We start from the raw sequence: 15,128 nt of genomic DNA, 5'->3' as shown, positions 1-15,128 counted from the left end.
TCTTGACAGATCAAGGCCGCAACCGGGCTGCTCGTCGCTCGCCGATGAAAACGCGCTCAAGCAAGTCCTAAACAAAAGTGCCGTCAACCAGATCGCGCAGGGTGCTGACCATCGAGGGTTCATCGGACAGCGGCGAGACGATGGCGGCATAGCAGGCCTCCCGTACCGGAATGCCACAGAGGGTCAGTGTGCCCGCGGCGATCAGCAGTCGAGTGCTTGGCACCTCCGCCAGGCCGCGGTCGCGCAGCTGGCGAATCCGCCCGGCAAGGCTGACCAGCCCTTTGGCGAGGGCCGTTTCGACCCCGCTTTCATGCTGCACGATCAGCGCTTCGTGCTCGGCTGCTGGAAAGTCCAGGTCCATGGCGACGAAGCGTTGTCGGGTGCTGGGCTTCAGGTCCTTGAGCATGCGCTGGTAGCCGGGGTTATAGGAAACGACCAGTTGGAAACCCGGCGCAGCCCTGACGCTCTCGCCGGTCTTGTCGATCGGCAATGTCCGTCGGTAGTCGGTCAGTGCGTGCAGCACGACCACGGTGTCCTGCCGAGCCTCGACCACCTCGTCGAGATAGCAGATGGCGCCTTCGCGAACCGCTCGGGTGAGCGGCCCATCCTGCCAGACGGTGCCGTCGTGGCGGATCAGGTAGCGACCGATAAGGTCGCTTGCCGCTAGGTCGTCGTGACAGGGGATGGTGATCAGCGGCCGACCCAGGCGCCATGCCATGTGTTCGACGAAGCGGGTCTTGCCGCAGCCGGTCGGCCCCTTGAGCATGACGGCCAGACCGCGGTTGTGGCAGTGCTCGAACAGGCTGACTTCGTTGCCTGCAGGGCGGTACCAGGGCTCGTCCCTGGGTTGGTTAGCAGTGAGGTCGTGCACCGATTGATCCATGCCCACCTCAGACTGCCCGCTCTGCGGCGAAGTTGGTTTCCATCGCTTCGTTTGCATCGACCTCGAAACGCGGTCGATAGCTAAAGAAATCGTAGATGAACAAGCCGACGCCGAGGGAGAAGATACAGGCAGTGGAGATCAGCATCACGAAGTGAATCTGGATCTTCAATTGAGCATCCAGATAGCCCATGCCCATGATCCGTTCCAGATAGACCTGGCCGATTCCTGCCGTGGCGAATGAAAGGGTCATGCCGAACATGCCGGCCAGCTGCAACCAGAACGCCCAGTAGCCAATGGTGGTGCCTTGCTCAGGACGCTTGTTGGTCAGTGATGGCAGCGCATAGGTGATCATCGCCAGCACGATCATGGCGTAGGCGCCATAGAAAGCGGCGTGCCCGTGCATGGCTGTGATAAGCGTGCCATGGGTCCACTTGTTGATGCTCGGCCAGGTATGTGCCAGCCCCAGCAAGCCTGCGCCGAACAGCGTGAAGATGGTGCTGCCGAGTGTCCAGTGCAGTGCCAGGGAGTTGGGGTGTGCCATCCCCGAGCGGCGCATGGCGCTGTAGGCATACATGGCCATACCGATGATTGCCAACGGCTCAAGCGCGCTGAAGAAGCCGCCGATGGGCAGCCAGTAATGCGGCACGCCGACCCAGTAATAGTGGTGCGCGGTGCCGAGAATGCCGGCAATGAAGACCAGGCCGACGATGACGTAAAGCCATTTCTCCAGCACCTCACGGTCTGCTCCAGACAGTCGAATGAGCAGATACGCAAGGAAGGCGCCCATGATCATCATCCATACGCCTTCCACCCACAGATGAATGGTCCACCAACGATAGAAGATGGAGACGGTGTAATTCTCGTAGTGCAGCAGGGCGGGGAAGAACAGCACGGCGGAGCTGACCAGACCGAGCAGCAGCACGCCTTCTGTGGTGGTGAAGCGGCCGGATTTCTTGATGGTCATACCGATGTTGTAGAGAAAGATCAGCATGCATATGACGATGACGATCTTGTGTGGCAGTGGCTGCTCCAGCAGCTTGTTACCTGTGCCATAGCCGAACAGGTAACCGATGACTGCGGTGACGCCCATGGCTGTCCAAAGGCCCAGCTGGATGTAGGCGAGCTTGGTGCTGTGCAGTTCGGTACGCGATTCATCCGGCACCATCCAATAGGTGGCTCCCATGAAGCCGGTCAGCACCCAGACGATCAGCAGGTTGGTGTGGATCACCTTGGTGACATCGAACGGCAGGATGTTCAGCAATGGATCCGGGCCCAGGTATTTGGTGGCGGACAGCAGGCCGAACACCAACTGCAGTCCGAAAAGCACCATCGCCACGGCGAAGTACCAGTAGGCGACCGATTGTGATTTATAGCGCATGGCTGAACCCCTGCATGTTCGTCCGGCGGGCCTTTGGCACCGCGCTCATTTGAAAGACGCCAGGTACTGCACCAGCTGATCGATCTGCTCGTCGGTCAGCGATTCGCCGTAACTGGTGGGCATGAAGGACACACCGCCGGCCGAGTACATATCGCCGGGGTGCAGGTAGGCGCTTGGCGCCACGATTGATTCGCGGATGAAGTCTTCTACCGTTTCGGCCTCGCCCTGATACTCAGGTGAGGCGATGGTCTGCTGCGCTCGAGTCACCAAGTCCGCCAGCGTCGGCCCGGCCATGTTCACACCGGGCGCTATCGAGTGGCAGGCGTTACAGGCAGGGCTAGCCGTGCGGAAGAGCGCCTCGCCAAGTGCGATGGGGTCCTCGTCGCCGGTGACTGGGCGAGCACCAGGCGGCATCTGCTCTTGGGTTCTGCCTGGCCCGGAAGCGTCCTGCTGTGCAATGGTCAGGCTGGTGCCGGGAATGGACGATCCCGTTACGAGAATCGGTCGAGGTGGCCAGCCCTGATTGTCGACGTTCGCAACCCAGTCGAAGAAAGCAATTAGATCATCGATCTCTTCATCTTTGAGGTCGGGGTTGGGCATCAGCCGGCGATGGCGCTGCTCGTCATAAAAACGTTCCGGGTCCTGCAAGAACGCCTTGAGATAGGGTGCGCCGCGAAGCTGGGTGATCTTTGTCAGGTCGGGTGCGTAGTAGGCACCTTCACCAAACAGCGTGTGGCAGTTGATACAGTTGTTGGCGTGCCATACATCATTACCGCGAGTGACGGCCGGAGTGATGTTTTCGGCGTTGGTCAACTTGGGGAACTGCCTGTGGCTGTCGATCGTCAGGCCGATGAATACCAATGACGCTACCAATGTCGAGCCAATGGCGAACAACCGGGTTTGTCTTTTATTCATCTTGAGGCTCCGCTCAAACGCCGATACCGGCCCAGTGGACGATACCCATGACGCCGGCGTAGATGACCGCGGTAGCCATCAGCGCCAACACCACAAAACTGAGAACTCGTAAGAACTTCACCAAAGCTGTGCTCCTTTCGTTGACCGACGCATCGCTGCACGGCTGCCGTTAGTTAGTGCTTGTCTGGTTTGCGTCCGCTCTGGTTTCAATCCGGCGCTGGATGTTCACCAGTACCACGGCGTCTGAGAGTGCCCTCAGGGCATGTTCTACATGGCGATCGAGATACAGGTGATCGTTCACCTGCAGGGTGTGCCAGGCGCCATGCGCCTGAACTTCTACCTCGCCTTGCAAGCACAACAGCGTGATGGCGCCAGCAACGGCGTGGGGCGGGACCTGCTTGCCCTCGGGCATGCACAGCCGCATGACTTCGAGATCGGGTGTGCTGACGATGGCCTGCGATTGAACCGCGGGCAGTTCCGAGTGAGTGAGGACGTTGACTACTTCCCCTGATCGAGCGTGATGCAAAGCCATCGGTGTTCACCATTTTGGTGCATGTAACCGGAGGCTAGTTCAGGAGGGTATGAGCGTCGAGGCTCAAACCCGCGGCCTAAGGCCGCAGGCTGGACGTCAAGCTTATTCAGGCCGAGGGGTGTCGGGTGTGCTGGCGGGTAGTACCGGATAGGTCACCTGCGGTTGCCTGCCCGTTAGGCTGCGCAAGAAGGCTGCGATTGCACCGGCCTCATCTTCCTTGAGGGTGCGCCCAAGCTGACTGTCTCCCATGATTGCGACGGCTTGTTCCAGGTCCCAGACCTCGCCGCTGTGAAAGTAGGGGGGCGTCAGCGCTACGTTGCGCAGTGGTGCTGCGCGGAACACGTATTCATCCGAAGCTGTATTGGTCACGGTGAAGCGCCCCTTATCCCCACTAGGCAGAATCTCGGCGCCCGGCTTCTTGATTACCCCGAACGGGAAATAGCCCTGGCCGCCAACGTTAACGCCGCTGTGGCAGGCGGAGCAGCCGGTATCCATGAAAAGGGCCAGACCCTCTTTCTGCTTGGCGTCGAGCGCCTTGTCGTCACCTTTGAGATAGCGGTCGAATGGCGAATCAGGGGTGGTCAGACTGACCTCGAAAGCCTCGAGGGCATAGGCCATGTTGTCGAAGCTGACTGGATCCTGTTCGCCAGGAAAGGCTTTTTTGAACTCGCTGGCGTATTCCGGGATGCTTTTTAGCGTAGCGACGACGCGCTCCGGCGTGTTGTTCATTTCAACACCCGCTTGCACCGGTCCCTTCGCTTGAGCCTGCAGGTCTTCAGCGCGGCCGTCCCAGAATTGCGCAGCGTTGAATACCGCGTTCAACACCGTGGGCGAGTTGCGCGGGCCTTTCTGCCAGCCATGGCCGATCGAGGTCGTGACGTTGTCACCGCCTCCCAGGCTGAGGTTGTGGCAGGTGTTGCAACTGATGACATGACTGCGCGACAGCCGGGGATCGAACCAGAGCTTATGCCCTAATTGCGCTTGCTCGGCGCTGACGGCTTTACCTCGGACTTCGGTGACCTTGTCGGGGATCGGCTTGAATATGGCATTGGCGCGGTCACGCAAGTCATCGGCAGCTGCCACTTGGGTCATCAGCATCAGTCCGCTGATCAGGACGGAAAGAGAAGGGCGCATCACGGAATCCTTTTTTATGTTGGCGACCCAAGAAAGCGCTTTCACGGCTTGAAGGAGTTGATTTGAATCAAGGCAGTGGTCTGGGGCGGTAGGCAGGGATGTCGCACCTTTGCCGCTGTCCCTTTGTGAGCGGCAGGCAGCGGGCGCAACCGCGGTGGGCCATTGGCCTGGCCTTGCAGCCGCGCATGGGCATCGCCAGAATGGCGGCATCAATCGTGGCCAATCGGCCACTCCAGCAAGGATTTCAAATGCCCGAAACTGTCGCTGCCGGCCTGCGCCTGGCGCCCGATGCGCTGACCCGTCCCTTCGAACCCAGCCAGTTCGCCTTCAAAACCACCGATGAGCTGGAGCCCTTCCTTGGCGTGCTCGGGCAGGAGCGAGCAGTTGAGGCATTGCAGTTTGGCGTGGCAATGCCGCGTCCTGGTTACAACGTTTATGTGATGGGCGAGCCGGGTACCGGGCGGTTTTCATTCGTGCGACGTTATCTAAGGGCCGAGGGCAAGCGCCTGGATACGCCCTCGGACTGGCTTTACGTAAACAATTTCGATGAGCCGCGTGAGCCACGTGTGGTGGAGCTGCCTGAGGGCGGAGCGGCCGAGTTCATTGCCGATATCGGTCAGCTGATCGACAACCTGATGGCAACCTTTCCGGCGGTTTTCGAGCACCCTAGCTTCCAGCAGAAGAAGAGCGCCATCGACCGCGCATTCAACCAGCGTTACGACAAGGCGCTGGATGTCATCGAAAAACTGGCGCTGGAAAAGGAAATCGCCCTTTACCGCGACAGCAGCAACATCGCCTTCACACCAATGAAGGATGGTAAGTCGATGGACGAGGCGGAGTTCGCCCAGCTGCCAGAAGCGGAGCGTGAGCGTTATCACGAAGACATCTCCGCGCTGGAAGTCCACCTGAACGAAGGGCTTGCCAGCCTGCCGCAGTGGAAGCGCGAGTCGAGCAATCAGCTGCGTCAGCTCAACGACGAGACCATCAGCCAGGCGCTGCAACCTCTGTTGGCACCGCTGTCGGAGAAGTACGCCGAGAACGCGGGCATCGAGGCCTACCTGCAGGCGGTGCAGGTGAATCTGCTGAAAACCGTGGTGGAACAGCTGGTGGACGAAAACCGTCCCGACGCCCAAACCCGCCAGCTCCTCGAAGAACAGTACAGCCCAAGCCTTGTGGTCGGCCATCCGCTCGATGGCGGCGCGCCTGTGGTCTTCGAGCCGCATCCGACCTACGACAACCTGTTCGGCCGTATTGAGTACAGCACCGACCAGGGAGCGCTCTACACCAGTTATCGCCAGTTGCGTCCGGGTGCTTTGCATCGTGCCAATGGCGGATTTCTGATGCTCGAAGCGGAGAAGATGCTCAGCGAGCCCTTCGTGTGGGAAGCGCTCAAGCGCGCGCTGCAGTCGCGCAAGCTGAAGATGGAATCGCCATTGGCCGAACTCGGCCGTCTGGCAACGGTGACCTTGAATCCTGCCGTCATTCCGCTGAACGTGAAGGTGGTAATCATCGGTTCACGCCAGCTCTATTACACCCTGCAGGACCTCGATCCGGACTTTCAGGAGATGTTCCGCGTCCTGGTGGATTTCGACGAGGACATCCCGCTGGCTGAGGACAGCCTCGAGCAATTCGCGCAACTGATGAAGACGCGTACCTCGGAGGAGGGCATGGCGCCGCTCACCGCTGCGGCGGTGGCGCGGCTGGCGACCTACAGTGCTCGCCTCGCCGAGCATCAGGGACGTCTGTCAGCGCGAATCGGTGACCTGTTCCAGCTGGTCAGCGAGGCGGACTTCATTCGTCAGCTGGCCAAGGACGAAGTAACGGATGTCGGCCACATCGAGCGCGCGTTGAAGGCCAAGGCCACGCGCACGGGGCGAGTCTCGGCCCGCATCCTCGAAGACATTCTTGCCGGCGTTATTCTGATCGATAGCGAAGGCGCTGCCATTGGCAAGTGCAACGGCCTGACCGTTCTGGAAGTGGGCGATTCGGCGTTCGGTATGCCGGCACGGATTTCCGCAACCGTCTACCCCGGCGGCTCGGGCATCGTCGACATCGAGCGCGAGGTCAACCTGGGGCAGCCCATTCACTCCAAGGGTGTGATGATCCTGACCGGTTTTCTCGGCAGTCGCTATGCGCAGGAATTCCCGCTGGAAATTTCGGCCAGCATTGCGTTGGAGCAGTCCTACGGTTACGTCGACGGCGACAGTGCCTCGCTGGGCGAATGCTGCGCGTTGATCTCTGCGATTTCCCGTACACCTCTCAAGCAGTGCTTCGCGATCACCGGCTCGATCAACCAGTTCGGTGAGGTGCAGGCAGTCGGAGGTGTCAACGAAAAGATCGAGGGCTTCTTCCGGCTTTGCGAGGCGCGTGGTTTGACCGGAGATCAAGGGGCGATCATTCCGTTCGCGAACGTCGCCACCTTGATGCTCGATGACCGCGTGCTTGAGGCGGTGCGGCAGGAGCGCTTCCACATCTATGCCGTGCGCCATGTCGACGAGGCGCTCTCGCTTCTGGTGGGTGAGCCGGTGGGCGCTGCAGACAAGGATGGCCAGTTCCCGAAAGGCAGCGTTAACGCCCGAGTGGTCGAGCGCTTGCGCGATATCGCCGAGATCGAACTGGAGGATGATCACAAAAGTGATGCGGCTTCACCCGAAGAGGTGTTGGCAGCGGCGCAGGGTGGCACCGCTCAGTAGCGGACAGGCAACTGGTTGCTAACGGACGGAACGATACGGCATGTCGCGGGTCTGCAATGGAAGAGAGTTCAACTCTCTATCCACATGGTTATCCACAAGCTTGTGGGTAAACGGGTTGACCCGCCCATTCGCCAGGATGGCGGTCGCAACTGAGCGCGAGGATCGCCAACATGCAGCAAACTCTGTGTCTGAATCGCCAATGCCTTGGCCTGGTCACCCGTATCGAGTGCATCATCCGGCCGCTGTCCGGCGGTAACGGGTTGTGGACTCTGTTATGCGCTGCGGGTCTCTCCGACGGCCAACCTACGGCAATCAAGGCGCAAGGCCCATTCCACGGGCCTCGCGAGGCTGAGAAAGTCCTCAAAGCTATCGCCGACAATCTCTTTGGCCAGGGTTACGCTCAATCCGACTCACCTTCGATCTGGCAGCTTCATATGCAAGCTGAGCTGCGCAAGGTGAATGCAAACCAGGCCCGCTATCTGACTGGCTGGGGTGCCAACCCGTAATTGCCATAGTTATAGCCAGTGCGGAGTGCTGATTTACTGAAGTCAGGGCCGACTGTTGCGAGTGTTATCCACAGCTCGAACGACTCTGCGAGCGTGCCTTATTGAAGACCTCGTAGCGCTGCGTATACTCGCATGCCGGTTTTCTGCCCCTTTAGTGAGAACAGATGGAACGCTTGATCGAAAACACCATGTACGCCGCCCGTTGGCTGCTGGCGCCTATCTACTTTGGTCTGGCATTCGCGCTCTTGGCGCTTGCCATCAAATTCTTTCAAGAGATCTGGCACATCCTTCCGGCCATCCTTTCGCTCAGCGAGGCCGACCTCATCCTCAAATTGCTGTCATTGATCGACATGGCGCTTGTGGGCGGCCTGCTGGTAATGGTCATGCTGTCAGGGTACGAGAACTTCGTATCACAACTGAACGTAGATGAGGGCAAGGAAAAGCTGGACTGGCTGGGTAAGATGGATTCCGGCTCGCTCAAGATGAAAGTCGCTGCATCCATCGTCGCGATCTCTTCGATTCATCTTCTGCGCATGTTCATGGATGCCCAGCAGCTCGAGAGCGAACAGTTGATGTGGTATGTGATCATTCACCTTACGTTCGTCTTTTCAGCGTTCGCCATGGGCTACCTGGACAAGCTGACCAAGCATTGAAACTCCATATGCGCTAGACCAAATTGCAGGTTGTGATCGCGTTTTCGCTGTTGTACAAGCTAATGTTATTTGTACAGGAGTGGCCGTCATGAATCTGCAGACACTGCTGGAAAATGTCCAGGCGCAGCGAGTCGAGGCACTTGACCTGATTTCTATCGAGGGCGGCTTCTACCTATTGAGCGTCCGCTCCAGTGGCGAAACCCATCTGCTACGCGATGAGCGCAGTAAGGTCTTCCACTTGCGCTCCGTTGAGCATGCCCGCGATCTGCTCAGCGAAATGCCGATCGTTCCTTTTTATCTTGTACATAGCTCGGCTTACGACGAGATGTGTGGTCTTCCAAGGGGCATTCGTGAGCCGTTGCGCGTGCCGATCAGCCTGCGCTCCGCCTGGTAGCGCGTGCCTGGATCGAAGGACGGCTGCGGCGTGAGTCGGTCAGTCCGTTATTGCTGTGCTAGGCTGTCCGCCCTTTTTTCCAGCGGAGCCGATGCATGACCGATCTGAATCTTTCAACCGACGAAACACGCGTGAGTTACGGTATCGGCCGCCAGTTGGGTGATCAATTGCGTGAGAATCCGCCACCGGGTATCAGCCTTGATGCGGTCATTGCCGGCATTCGTGATGCGTTCGCTGGTGCTGAAAGTCGGGTTAGCCCGGAGCATCTGAACGCCAGTTTTGCTGTCATCCGTGAGCGCATGCAGACCGAGGCGCAGCGCAAAGCCGAAGCGGCTGCAGGCGAGGGCAAAGCCTTCCTGGCCGACAACGCAAAGCGTGAAGGCGTCACTACATTGCCATCAGGCCTGCAGTATGAGGTTCTCGCTTCTGGCGAAGGCGCCAAGCCGACCGCTGACGACCAGGTCCGCACGCACTACCACGGCACTTTGATCGATGGCACCGTCTTCGATAGCTCCTACCAGCGTGGCCAGCCCGCCGAGTTCCCGGTTGGGGGCGTGATTGCCGGATGGACCGAGGCGCTGCAGCTCATGGGCGTAGGCAGCAAATGGCGTCTTTATGTCCCAAGCGAGCTGGCCTACGGGGCGCAGGGTGTTGGCAGTATTCCTCCACACAGCGTGCTGGTCTTTGACGTCGAGCTGCTCGCCGTTCTCTGATCGAGCTACGGGCGCAACGCCCGGGCATAAGAGAAAAGGAACAGGTTGCGTACCTGTTCCTTGAGTACACAGGGTTCGCTGGTACTCAACTCATGCAGATCCAGGTCGCCCAGGTCTCGTAATTCGTCAAGAGCGTCACCATCCAGTGAGATGCATACCGCTCCGGTATTACGGTCGAGTATCCGCAAGTATGGCTGCGGCCGATCCAGCCAGGCATCGATCAGATAAGTCATGTGCACCTCCAGTTGATTTCCTTAATGAGAATAATTGCTATTCGCAAACATGCAAGCGCAAAGATTCTTGCAACGGATCAGCGGCGATCTTGCAGGCACATGTGGAGGTGTGAGGAGGAGGGCGCGCAGCGTCGCCCTTATTGGCTTGAACTTAGTGAGTGCGGGCTACAGCGAAACGGCTCAGTTCAACCAGCGCATCGCGATAGGGACTGGCCGGGATGTGTTCGAGACAGGCAATCGCACGATCGGCATAGTCGCGCGCCATGCGAGCGGTATATTCCAGCGCACCGCATGCTTCTACAGCCGTGCGAATTTTCTCGAGATCCTCTATTCCGCCTTTCTGGATCGCCTGACGCACCAGCGCGGCTTGCTCTGCCGTACCTTCACGCATGGTGTAGATCAGCGGCAGTGTCGGCTTGCCTTCTGCGAGGTCGTCGCCGACATTCTTACCCAGTGTTTCCGCATCGCCCTGATAATCGAGCAGGTCGTCAACCAGCTGGAAGGCTATGCCCAGGTAATCTCCGAAGTTACGCAGCGCTTCGCGTTGGTCGTCGTTGGCACCTGCCAGGGTGGCAGCGCTGTGGGTAGACGCCTCGAAGAGCATGGCCGTCTTGCCACGGATAACTTCCATATAGATTTCTTCGGTTGTGCTGGCGTCTCGTACCTTCGACAGTTGGAGCACTTCGCCTTCAGCGATCACTCGAGTTGCTTGGGAAATGATGCGCATGACTGGCATCGAATCCAGGTCCACCATCATTTCGAACGAGCGTGCGTAAAGAAAGTCGCCAACCAGCACGCTGGGAGCGTTGCCCCAAAGGGCGTTGGCCGTGGAGCGACCGCGACGCATGCCGGACATGTCGACCACGTCATCGTGAAGCAGGGTCGAGGTATGCAGGAATTCGATGATGGCGGCGAGCAGGCGCAACTGCTCACCTTTGAGTCCCAGCGCATTTCCGCTGAGCAGAACGAGCAGAGGTCGCAGGCGCTTGCCGCCAGCCGAGGTAATGTAGTCCCCGATCTTTTCCACCAGCGGTACGCGGGACGTCAACTGGTTGCGGATAATGCCGTCAACAGCGGCGAAATCTTCAGCCACTACTTGGTAAAAGGCCTGGGGTTGCATCGGGGACGAGTACTCCTCGGAGATTGCGCGGCATGCTATGGGTCGGGTCATGCAGTGTCAAGGCAAGGCCCGGCGGCTATTGCGCCGGGTCGGGTGGATGCGTACAATCGCGGACCCTGAACTTTCCCCCTGGGCATTTCCCTGCCTTACGCAATTGCAAGGGCGTCCTATCCGGCCCCGAGCAGCCATGCCAGCCTCCAACTATTTCACTTAAGCGCTGGGTGAGCAGGATCAACGGAGATACACAGATGTACGCAGTTATCGTTACCGGCGGCAAGCAATACAAGGTCGCCGAAGGCGAATACCTCAAGATTGAAAAACTCGAAGTTGCCACTGGCGAAGCTGTCACCTTTGACCGCGTTCTGCTGATTGGCAACGGCGATGATGTAAAGATCGGCGCTCCGGTGGTCGATGGTGCCAAGGTCACTGCTGAAGTGATCGCTCAGGGCCGTCATGACAAGGTCACCATCATCAAATTCCGCCGTCGTAAGCACCACATGAAGCGTCAGGGCCACCGTCAGTGGTTCACTGAGGTCAAAATCACCGGCATTCAGGGCTAATCGGGCCTGAATCCCCTTATAGGAGTATTGAACTCATGGCACACAAAAAAGCTGGCGGTTCTACCCGCAACGGTCGCGACTCAGAAGCCAAACGTCTTGGCGTGAAGATGTACGGCGGCCAGGTCATCAAGGCCGGCAACATCATCGTGCGTCAGCGCGGCACCCAGTTCCATGCCGGTTACGGCGTTGGCATGGGTAAGGATCACACCCTGTTCGCGAAAGTGGAAGGCGTGATCAAGTTCGAAGTGAAAGGCGCTTTTGGCCGTCGCTACGTGAGCGTCGTCGCAGCCTAATCGCGACGTAGCTGGAAAAGCCCTGTCATGCGACGGGGCTTTTTTGTTTCTGTATCCTCAGTAGGGCTCTTGCAAAACACTGCTGTGCTCTAATTATCGCCGGGTTTTGCAAGACCCTTATGTTCCTGTTTTTTAGCCCGTCCTTGCGGCGGGAGGCGTTCCCATGAAATTCGTCGATGAAGTATCGATTTTTGTAAAAGCCGGCGACGGCGGTAACGGCATGATGAGTTTTCGTCGCGAAAAGTTCATCGAAAAGGGCGGTCCCAACGGCGGCGATGGTGGTGATGGCGGCTCCGTTTACCTGGAAGCTGACGAGAACCTCAATACGCTCGTTGATTACCGCTATACCCGCCGCTTCAATGCGCCCAACGGGCAGAAGGGCGGTAGCACGGAATGTACCGGTGCCAAAGGCGACGATCTGGTCCTGCCGGTGCCGGTAGGTACGACCGTAATCGATGCGGCGACTCAGGACGTGATCGGCGACCTGACCAAGGCCGGTCAGCGACTGTTGGTGGCGCAGGGCGGCTGGCATGGTCTGGGTAATACCCGGTTCAAGTCCAGCACCAACCGTGCGCCGCGGCAAACCACTCCAGGTAAGCCCGGTGACGCTCGCGATCTGAAGCTGGAGCTTAAAGTTCTGGCTGACGTCGGTCTGCTGGGCCTGCCGAACGCCGGTAAGAGTACCTTCATTCGCTCCGTTTCAGCGGCCAAGCCTAAGGTCGCCGACTACCCGTTCACCACACTGGTGCCCAACCTCGGCGTGGTGAGTGTGGGTCGCTACAAGAGCTTCGTGATTGCCGACATCCCCGGTCTTATTGAGGGTGCATCGGAAGGCGCGGGGCTTGGCATCCGGTTTCTAAAGCACTTGGCCCGCACACGTCTGCTGCTGCACCTTGTGGATATGGCGCCGCTTGATGAGAGCGATCCGGCTGATGCAGCTGAAGTGATCGTCAGTGAGCTCGAAAAATTCAGCCCGGCGCTGGCTCAGCGTGATCGCTGGCTGGTGTTGAACAAGGCTGATCAGTTGCTCGAGGAGGATCGCGAGGAACGCGTTCGTCAGGTTGTGGAGCGTCTTGAGTGGACTGGTCCGGTGTTCGTTATCTCTGCGCTGGAGCGCGAGGGTACCGAAGAGCTGAGCCAGGCCATCATGCGTTATCTGGATGAGCGCACCTTGCGTATAAGTGAGGAGCCTGCCTTTGCCGAAGCGCTTGCTGAACTCGATCAGCAGATCGAAGACGAAGCGCGTGCGCGCTTGCAGGAGCTTGACGATCAGCGTGCCCTGCGTCGTGCCGGCGTCAAGGCGGCCGCTGAGGCTGATGACGACGACTTCGATGATGATGACGACGACGAAGGTGGCGCAGAGATCTTCTACGTACGCTAAATCGTTGCTCGCTAGTTGCGCTTCTGGGTGCGGGTGGTCGTCGAGCTGCGATCTTCAGCTCACGGGTAGTTTGGCCGGATATTGAATAGAAGGCGGGAGCGATGCGGGACAAGGTGAGCGGCGCGCGGCGCTGGGTGATAAAGATCGGCAGTGCGCTATTGACGGCTGATGGGCGAGGGCTTGATCAGACGGCAATGGCAGTCTGGGTCGACCAAATGGTTTCCCTGAGAAACGCTGGCGTAGAGCTGGTTCTGGTGTCATCGGGTGCCGTTGCGGCAGGCATGAGTCGACTTGGCTGGTCTGCACGACCCAAGGCGGTGCACGAGCTGCAGGCTGCTGCGGCCGTGGGGCAGATGGGGCTCATTCGTGCCTGGGAAACCAGTTTCGCCCGCTGCGATCAGCAAACGGCGCAGATACTCGTGACGCATGATGATCTTTCGGATCGCAAGCGCTATCTCAATGCCCGCAGTACTCTTCGTACGTTGATCGATCTGGGTGTCGTGCCGGTTATCAATGAAAACGATACGGTAGTGACGGACGAAATCCGCTTTGGTGACAACGATACCCTCGCTGCGCTGGTCGCAAATCTTGTAGAGGCTGACCTTTTGGTCATCCTTACCGACCGGGACGGCATGTTCGATGCGGACCCGCGCAACAACCCAGAAGCACAGCTCATCAGTGAGGCGCGGGCCGACGATCCATCGCTGGACCTGGTGGCGGGCGGCACGGGTGGTGCTCTTGGGCGTGGTGGGATGCAGACGAAGCTGCGCGCGGCGCGGTTGGCCGCTCGTTCGGGCGCGCACACGGTTATCGCTGGTGGTCGTATCGAGCAGGTGCTGGCGCGACTGAAGGCCGGGGAAAGGCTGGGGACCTTGTTAGCGCCAGAGTGCAATCGTCACGCTGCTCGTAAGCAGTGGCTTGCCGGGCATCTGCAGACGAGAGGGGTCATAACTCTCGATGCCGGAGCTGTGCACGCGCTGAAGCAGGGTAATCGCAGCTTGTTACCGGTCGGTGTTAAAGCGGCTCAAGGTGGTTTCCGCCGTGGCGAGATGGTGGTGTGTGCCGGTCCGGATGGTCAGGAAGTGGCGCGCGGTCTGGTCAATTACAGTGTGGCTGAAACCCAGCGGATCCTCGGCCATCCCTCGGACGAGATCGAGAAGCTGCTCGGGTATGTCGATGAGCCCGAACTCATCCATCGCGACAACATGATCCTGGTATGAGGTGCTCAATGCGTTTGGCTAAGGCTCTGTTGGTATTGCTGGCTTTGCCTGCGGTAGGCATGGCGCGTGAGGTGGGCGAGGTTGATACGGTCTTCAAATGGCTTGGCCCTAATCACAAGATTGCCGTTGAGGCATTCGATGATCCGAAGGTCGACGGTGTAACCTGTTACTTGTCGCGGGCGAAAACAGGCGGAATCAAAGGTGGGTTAGGGTTGGCCGAAGATCGTGCTGAGGCCTCGATCGCTTGTCGTCAGGTCGGGCCTATCCGGATGGATAAGAACCTCAAGGATGGAGAGGTGGTCTTCAAGGAGCGAACGTCACTTGTCTTCAAGACCATGCAGGTGGTGCGTTTCTTCGATGAGGCCCGAAATACGCTCGTATACCTGGTCTACAGTGATCGCGTAATCGAAGGTAGCCCACAGAATGCCGTTACGGCGATCCCTATTCTGCCGTGGGTTCAACCATAGAATTGGCCTGATTGGCCGTTCGCTTTTTGGATGGAGCGCCTGGCATGTCCGAA

General features: G+C 58.9%; 18 protein-coding genes. 11 read left to right on the top strand and 7 right to left on the bottom strand.

Annotated features, from left to right (window positions below; all coding sequences use genetic code 11):
• Nucleotides 1–67: 67 nt before the first annotated feature.
• The 4 genes from EA797_RS13680 to EA797_RS22030 all read right to left on the bottom strand — a co-directional run bounded on the left by EA797_RS13680 (nt 68) and on the right by EA797_RS22030 (nt 3,534).
• Complete coding sequence (locus EA797_RS13680; RefSeq protein WP_122166017.1) at nt 68–883, bottom strand: CbbQ/NirQ/NorQ/GpvN family protein; 816 nt, start codon at nt 881–883, stop codon at nt 68–70.
• A gap of 7 nt (nt 884–890) precedes the next feature.
• Nucleotides 891–2,261, bottom strand: a complete 1,371-nt coding sequence (locus EA797_RS13675) for a cbb3-type cytochrome c oxidase subunit I (RefSeq protein WP_122166015.1) — start codon at nt 2,259–2,261, stop codon at nt 891–893.
• A gap of 45 nt (nt 2,262–2,306) precedes the next feature.
• On the bottom strand, nt 2,307–3,176 hold the full coding sequence (locus tag EA797_RS13670) for a c-type cytochrome (RefSeq protein ID WP_122166013.1): 870 nt from the start codon (nt 3,174–3,176) through the stop codon (nt 2,307–2,309).
• Nucleotides 3,177–3,345: 169 nt separating this feature from the next.
• On the bottom strand, nt 3,346–3,534 hold the full coding sequence (locus EA797_RS22030; RefSeq protein WP_244214120.1) for a cupin domain-containing protein: 189 nt from the start codon (nt 3,532–3,534) through the stop codon (nt 3,346–3,348).
• Between EA797_RS22030 and EA797_RS22025 the strand changes: the two genes are divergently transcribed.
• Nucleotides 3,448–3,687, top strand: a complete 240-nt coding sequence (locus EA797_RS22025; RefSeq protein ID WP_244214122.1) for a hypothetical protein — start codon at nt 3,448–3,450, stop codon at nt 3,685–3,687. The genes EA797_RS22030 and EA797_RS22025 overlap by 87 nt on opposite strands.
• A 123-nt stretch (nt 3,688–3,810) precedes the next feature.
• Here EA797_RS22025 and EA797_RS13660 read toward each other — a convergent pair whose 3' ends face one another.
• Nucleotides 3,811–4,842, bottom strand: coding sequence for a cytochrome-c peroxidase (locus EA797_RS13660; protein ID WP_122166009.1), 1,032 nt, complete (start codon nt 4,840–4,842; stop codon nt 3,811–3,813).
• 248 nt (nt 4,843–5,090) lie between these two features.
• Here EA797_RS13660 and EA797_RS13655 point away from each other — a divergent pair, with 248 nt between their 5' ends.
• From EA797_RS13655 to bamJ, 5 genes are all read left to right on the top strand, one after another.
• Nucleotides 5,091–7,535 carry a Lon protease family protein gene (locus EA797_RS13655; protein ID WP_122166007.1) on the top strand — a complete coding sequence of 815 codons (2,445 nt, stop codon included), beginning with the start codon at nt 5,091–5,093 and terminating at the stop codon, nt 7,533–7,535.
• A 170-nt stretch (nt 7,536–7,705) separates the two neighbouring features.
• Nucleotides 7,706–8,041, top strand: coding sequence for a PA4575 family protein (locus tag EA797_RS13650; protein WP_122166005.1), 336 nt, complete (start codon nt 7,706–7,708; stop codon nt 8,039–8,041).
• A 164-nt stretch (nt 8,042–8,205) separates the two neighbouring features.
• Nucleotides 8,206–8,694 (top strand): TIGR00645 family protein, encoded by a 489-nt coding sequence (locus EA797_RS13645; RefSeq protein ID WP_122166003.1) that lies wholly within the window; start codon nt 8,206–8,208, stop codon nt 8,692–8,694.
• A gap of 88 nt (nt 8,695–8,782) precedes the next feature.
• Nucleotides 8,783–9,088 carry a DUF6482 family protein gene (locus EA797_RS13640; protein WP_122166001.1) on the top strand — a complete coding sequence of 102 codons (306 nt, stop codon included), beginning with the start codon at nt 8,783–8,785 and terminating at the stop codon, nt 9,086–9,088.
• 95 nt (nt 9,089–9,183) lie between these two features.
• Nucleotides 9,184–9,801 (top strand): BamJ family beta-barrel-assembly machinery protein, encoded by a 618-nt coding sequence (gene bamJ / locus EA797_RS13635; protein ID WP_122165999.1) that lies wholly within the window; start codon nt 9,184–9,186, stop codon nt 9,799–9,801.
• 5 nt (nt 9,802–9,806) lie between these two features.
• Here the strand turns inward: bamJ and EA797_RS13630 are convergent, their stop codons facing one another.
• Both EA797_RS13630 and EA797_RS13625 read right to left on the bottom strand, forming a co-directional pair.
• Nucleotides 9,807–10,034 carry a PA4570 family protein gene (locus EA797_RS13630; RefSeq protein ID WP_122165997.1) on the bottom strand — a complete coding sequence of 76 codons (228 nt, stop codon included), beginning with the start codon at nt 10,032–10,034 and terminating at the stop codon, nt 9,807–9,809.
• Between the two features lie 151 nt (nt 10,035–10,185).
• On the bottom strand, nt 10,186–11,154 hold the full coding sequence (locus EA797_RS13625; protein WP_122165995.1) for a polyprenyl synthetase family protein: 969 nt from the start codon (nt 11,152–11,154) through the stop codon (nt 10,186–10,188).
• A 248-nt stretch (nt 11,155–11,402) separates the two neighbouring features.
• On the opposite strand from EA797_RS13625, the gene rplU reads away from it, so the two are divergent.
• From rplU to EA797_RS13600, 5 genes are all read left to right on the top strand, one after another.
• The gene (gene rplU / locus EA797_RS13620; RefSeq protein ID WP_003302133.1) at nt 11,403–11,714 is read left to right on the top strand and encodes a 50S ribosomal protein L21; all 312 of its coding nucleotides are present in this window, start codon (nt 11,403–11,405) and stop codon (nt 11,712–11,714) included.
• A 35-nt stretch (nt 11,715–11,749) separates the two neighbouring features.
• The gene (rpmA, locus tag EA797_RS13615; protein ID WP_025240448.1) at nt 11,750–12,007 is read left to right on the top strand and encodes a 50S ribosomal protein L27; all 258 of its coding nucleotides are present in this window, start codon (nt 11,750–11,752) and stop codon (nt 12,005–12,007) included.
• 163 nt (nt 12,008–12,170) lie between these two features.
• Nucleotides 12,171–13,388: an Obg family GTPase CgtA gene (cgtA, locus tag EA797_RS13610; protein WP_122165993.1), complete on the top strand. Its 1,218-nt coding sequence runs from the start codon at nt 12,171–12,173 to the stop codon at nt 13,386–13,388.
• Nucleotides 13,389–13,489: 101 nt separating this feature from the next.
• Nucleotides 13,490–14,608 (top strand): glutamate 5-kinase, encoded by a 1,119-nt coding sequence (proB, locus tag EA797_RS13605; protein WP_122165991.1) that lies wholly within the window; start codon nt 13,490–13,492, stop codon nt 14,606–14,608.
• 8 nt (nt 14,609–14,616) lie between these two features.
• Complete coding sequence (locus EA797_RS13600) at nt 14,617–15,075, top strand: CreA family protein (RefSeq protein ID WP_122165989.1); 459 nt, start codon at nt 14,617–14,619, stop codon at nt 15,073–15,075.
• Nucleotides 15,076–15,128 lie beyond the last annotated feature (53 nt).

Origin of the sequence: Stutzerimonas zhaodongensis, assembly GCF_003696365.1 — a bacterium.
Lineage (GTDB): Bacteria > Pseudomonadota > Gammaproteobacteria > Pseudomonadales > Pseudomonadaceae > Stutzerimonas > Stutzerimonas zhaodongensis.
Note: the sequence above shows the minus strand (reverse complement) of the source record. Positions and strands in the feature narration are given on the sequence as shown.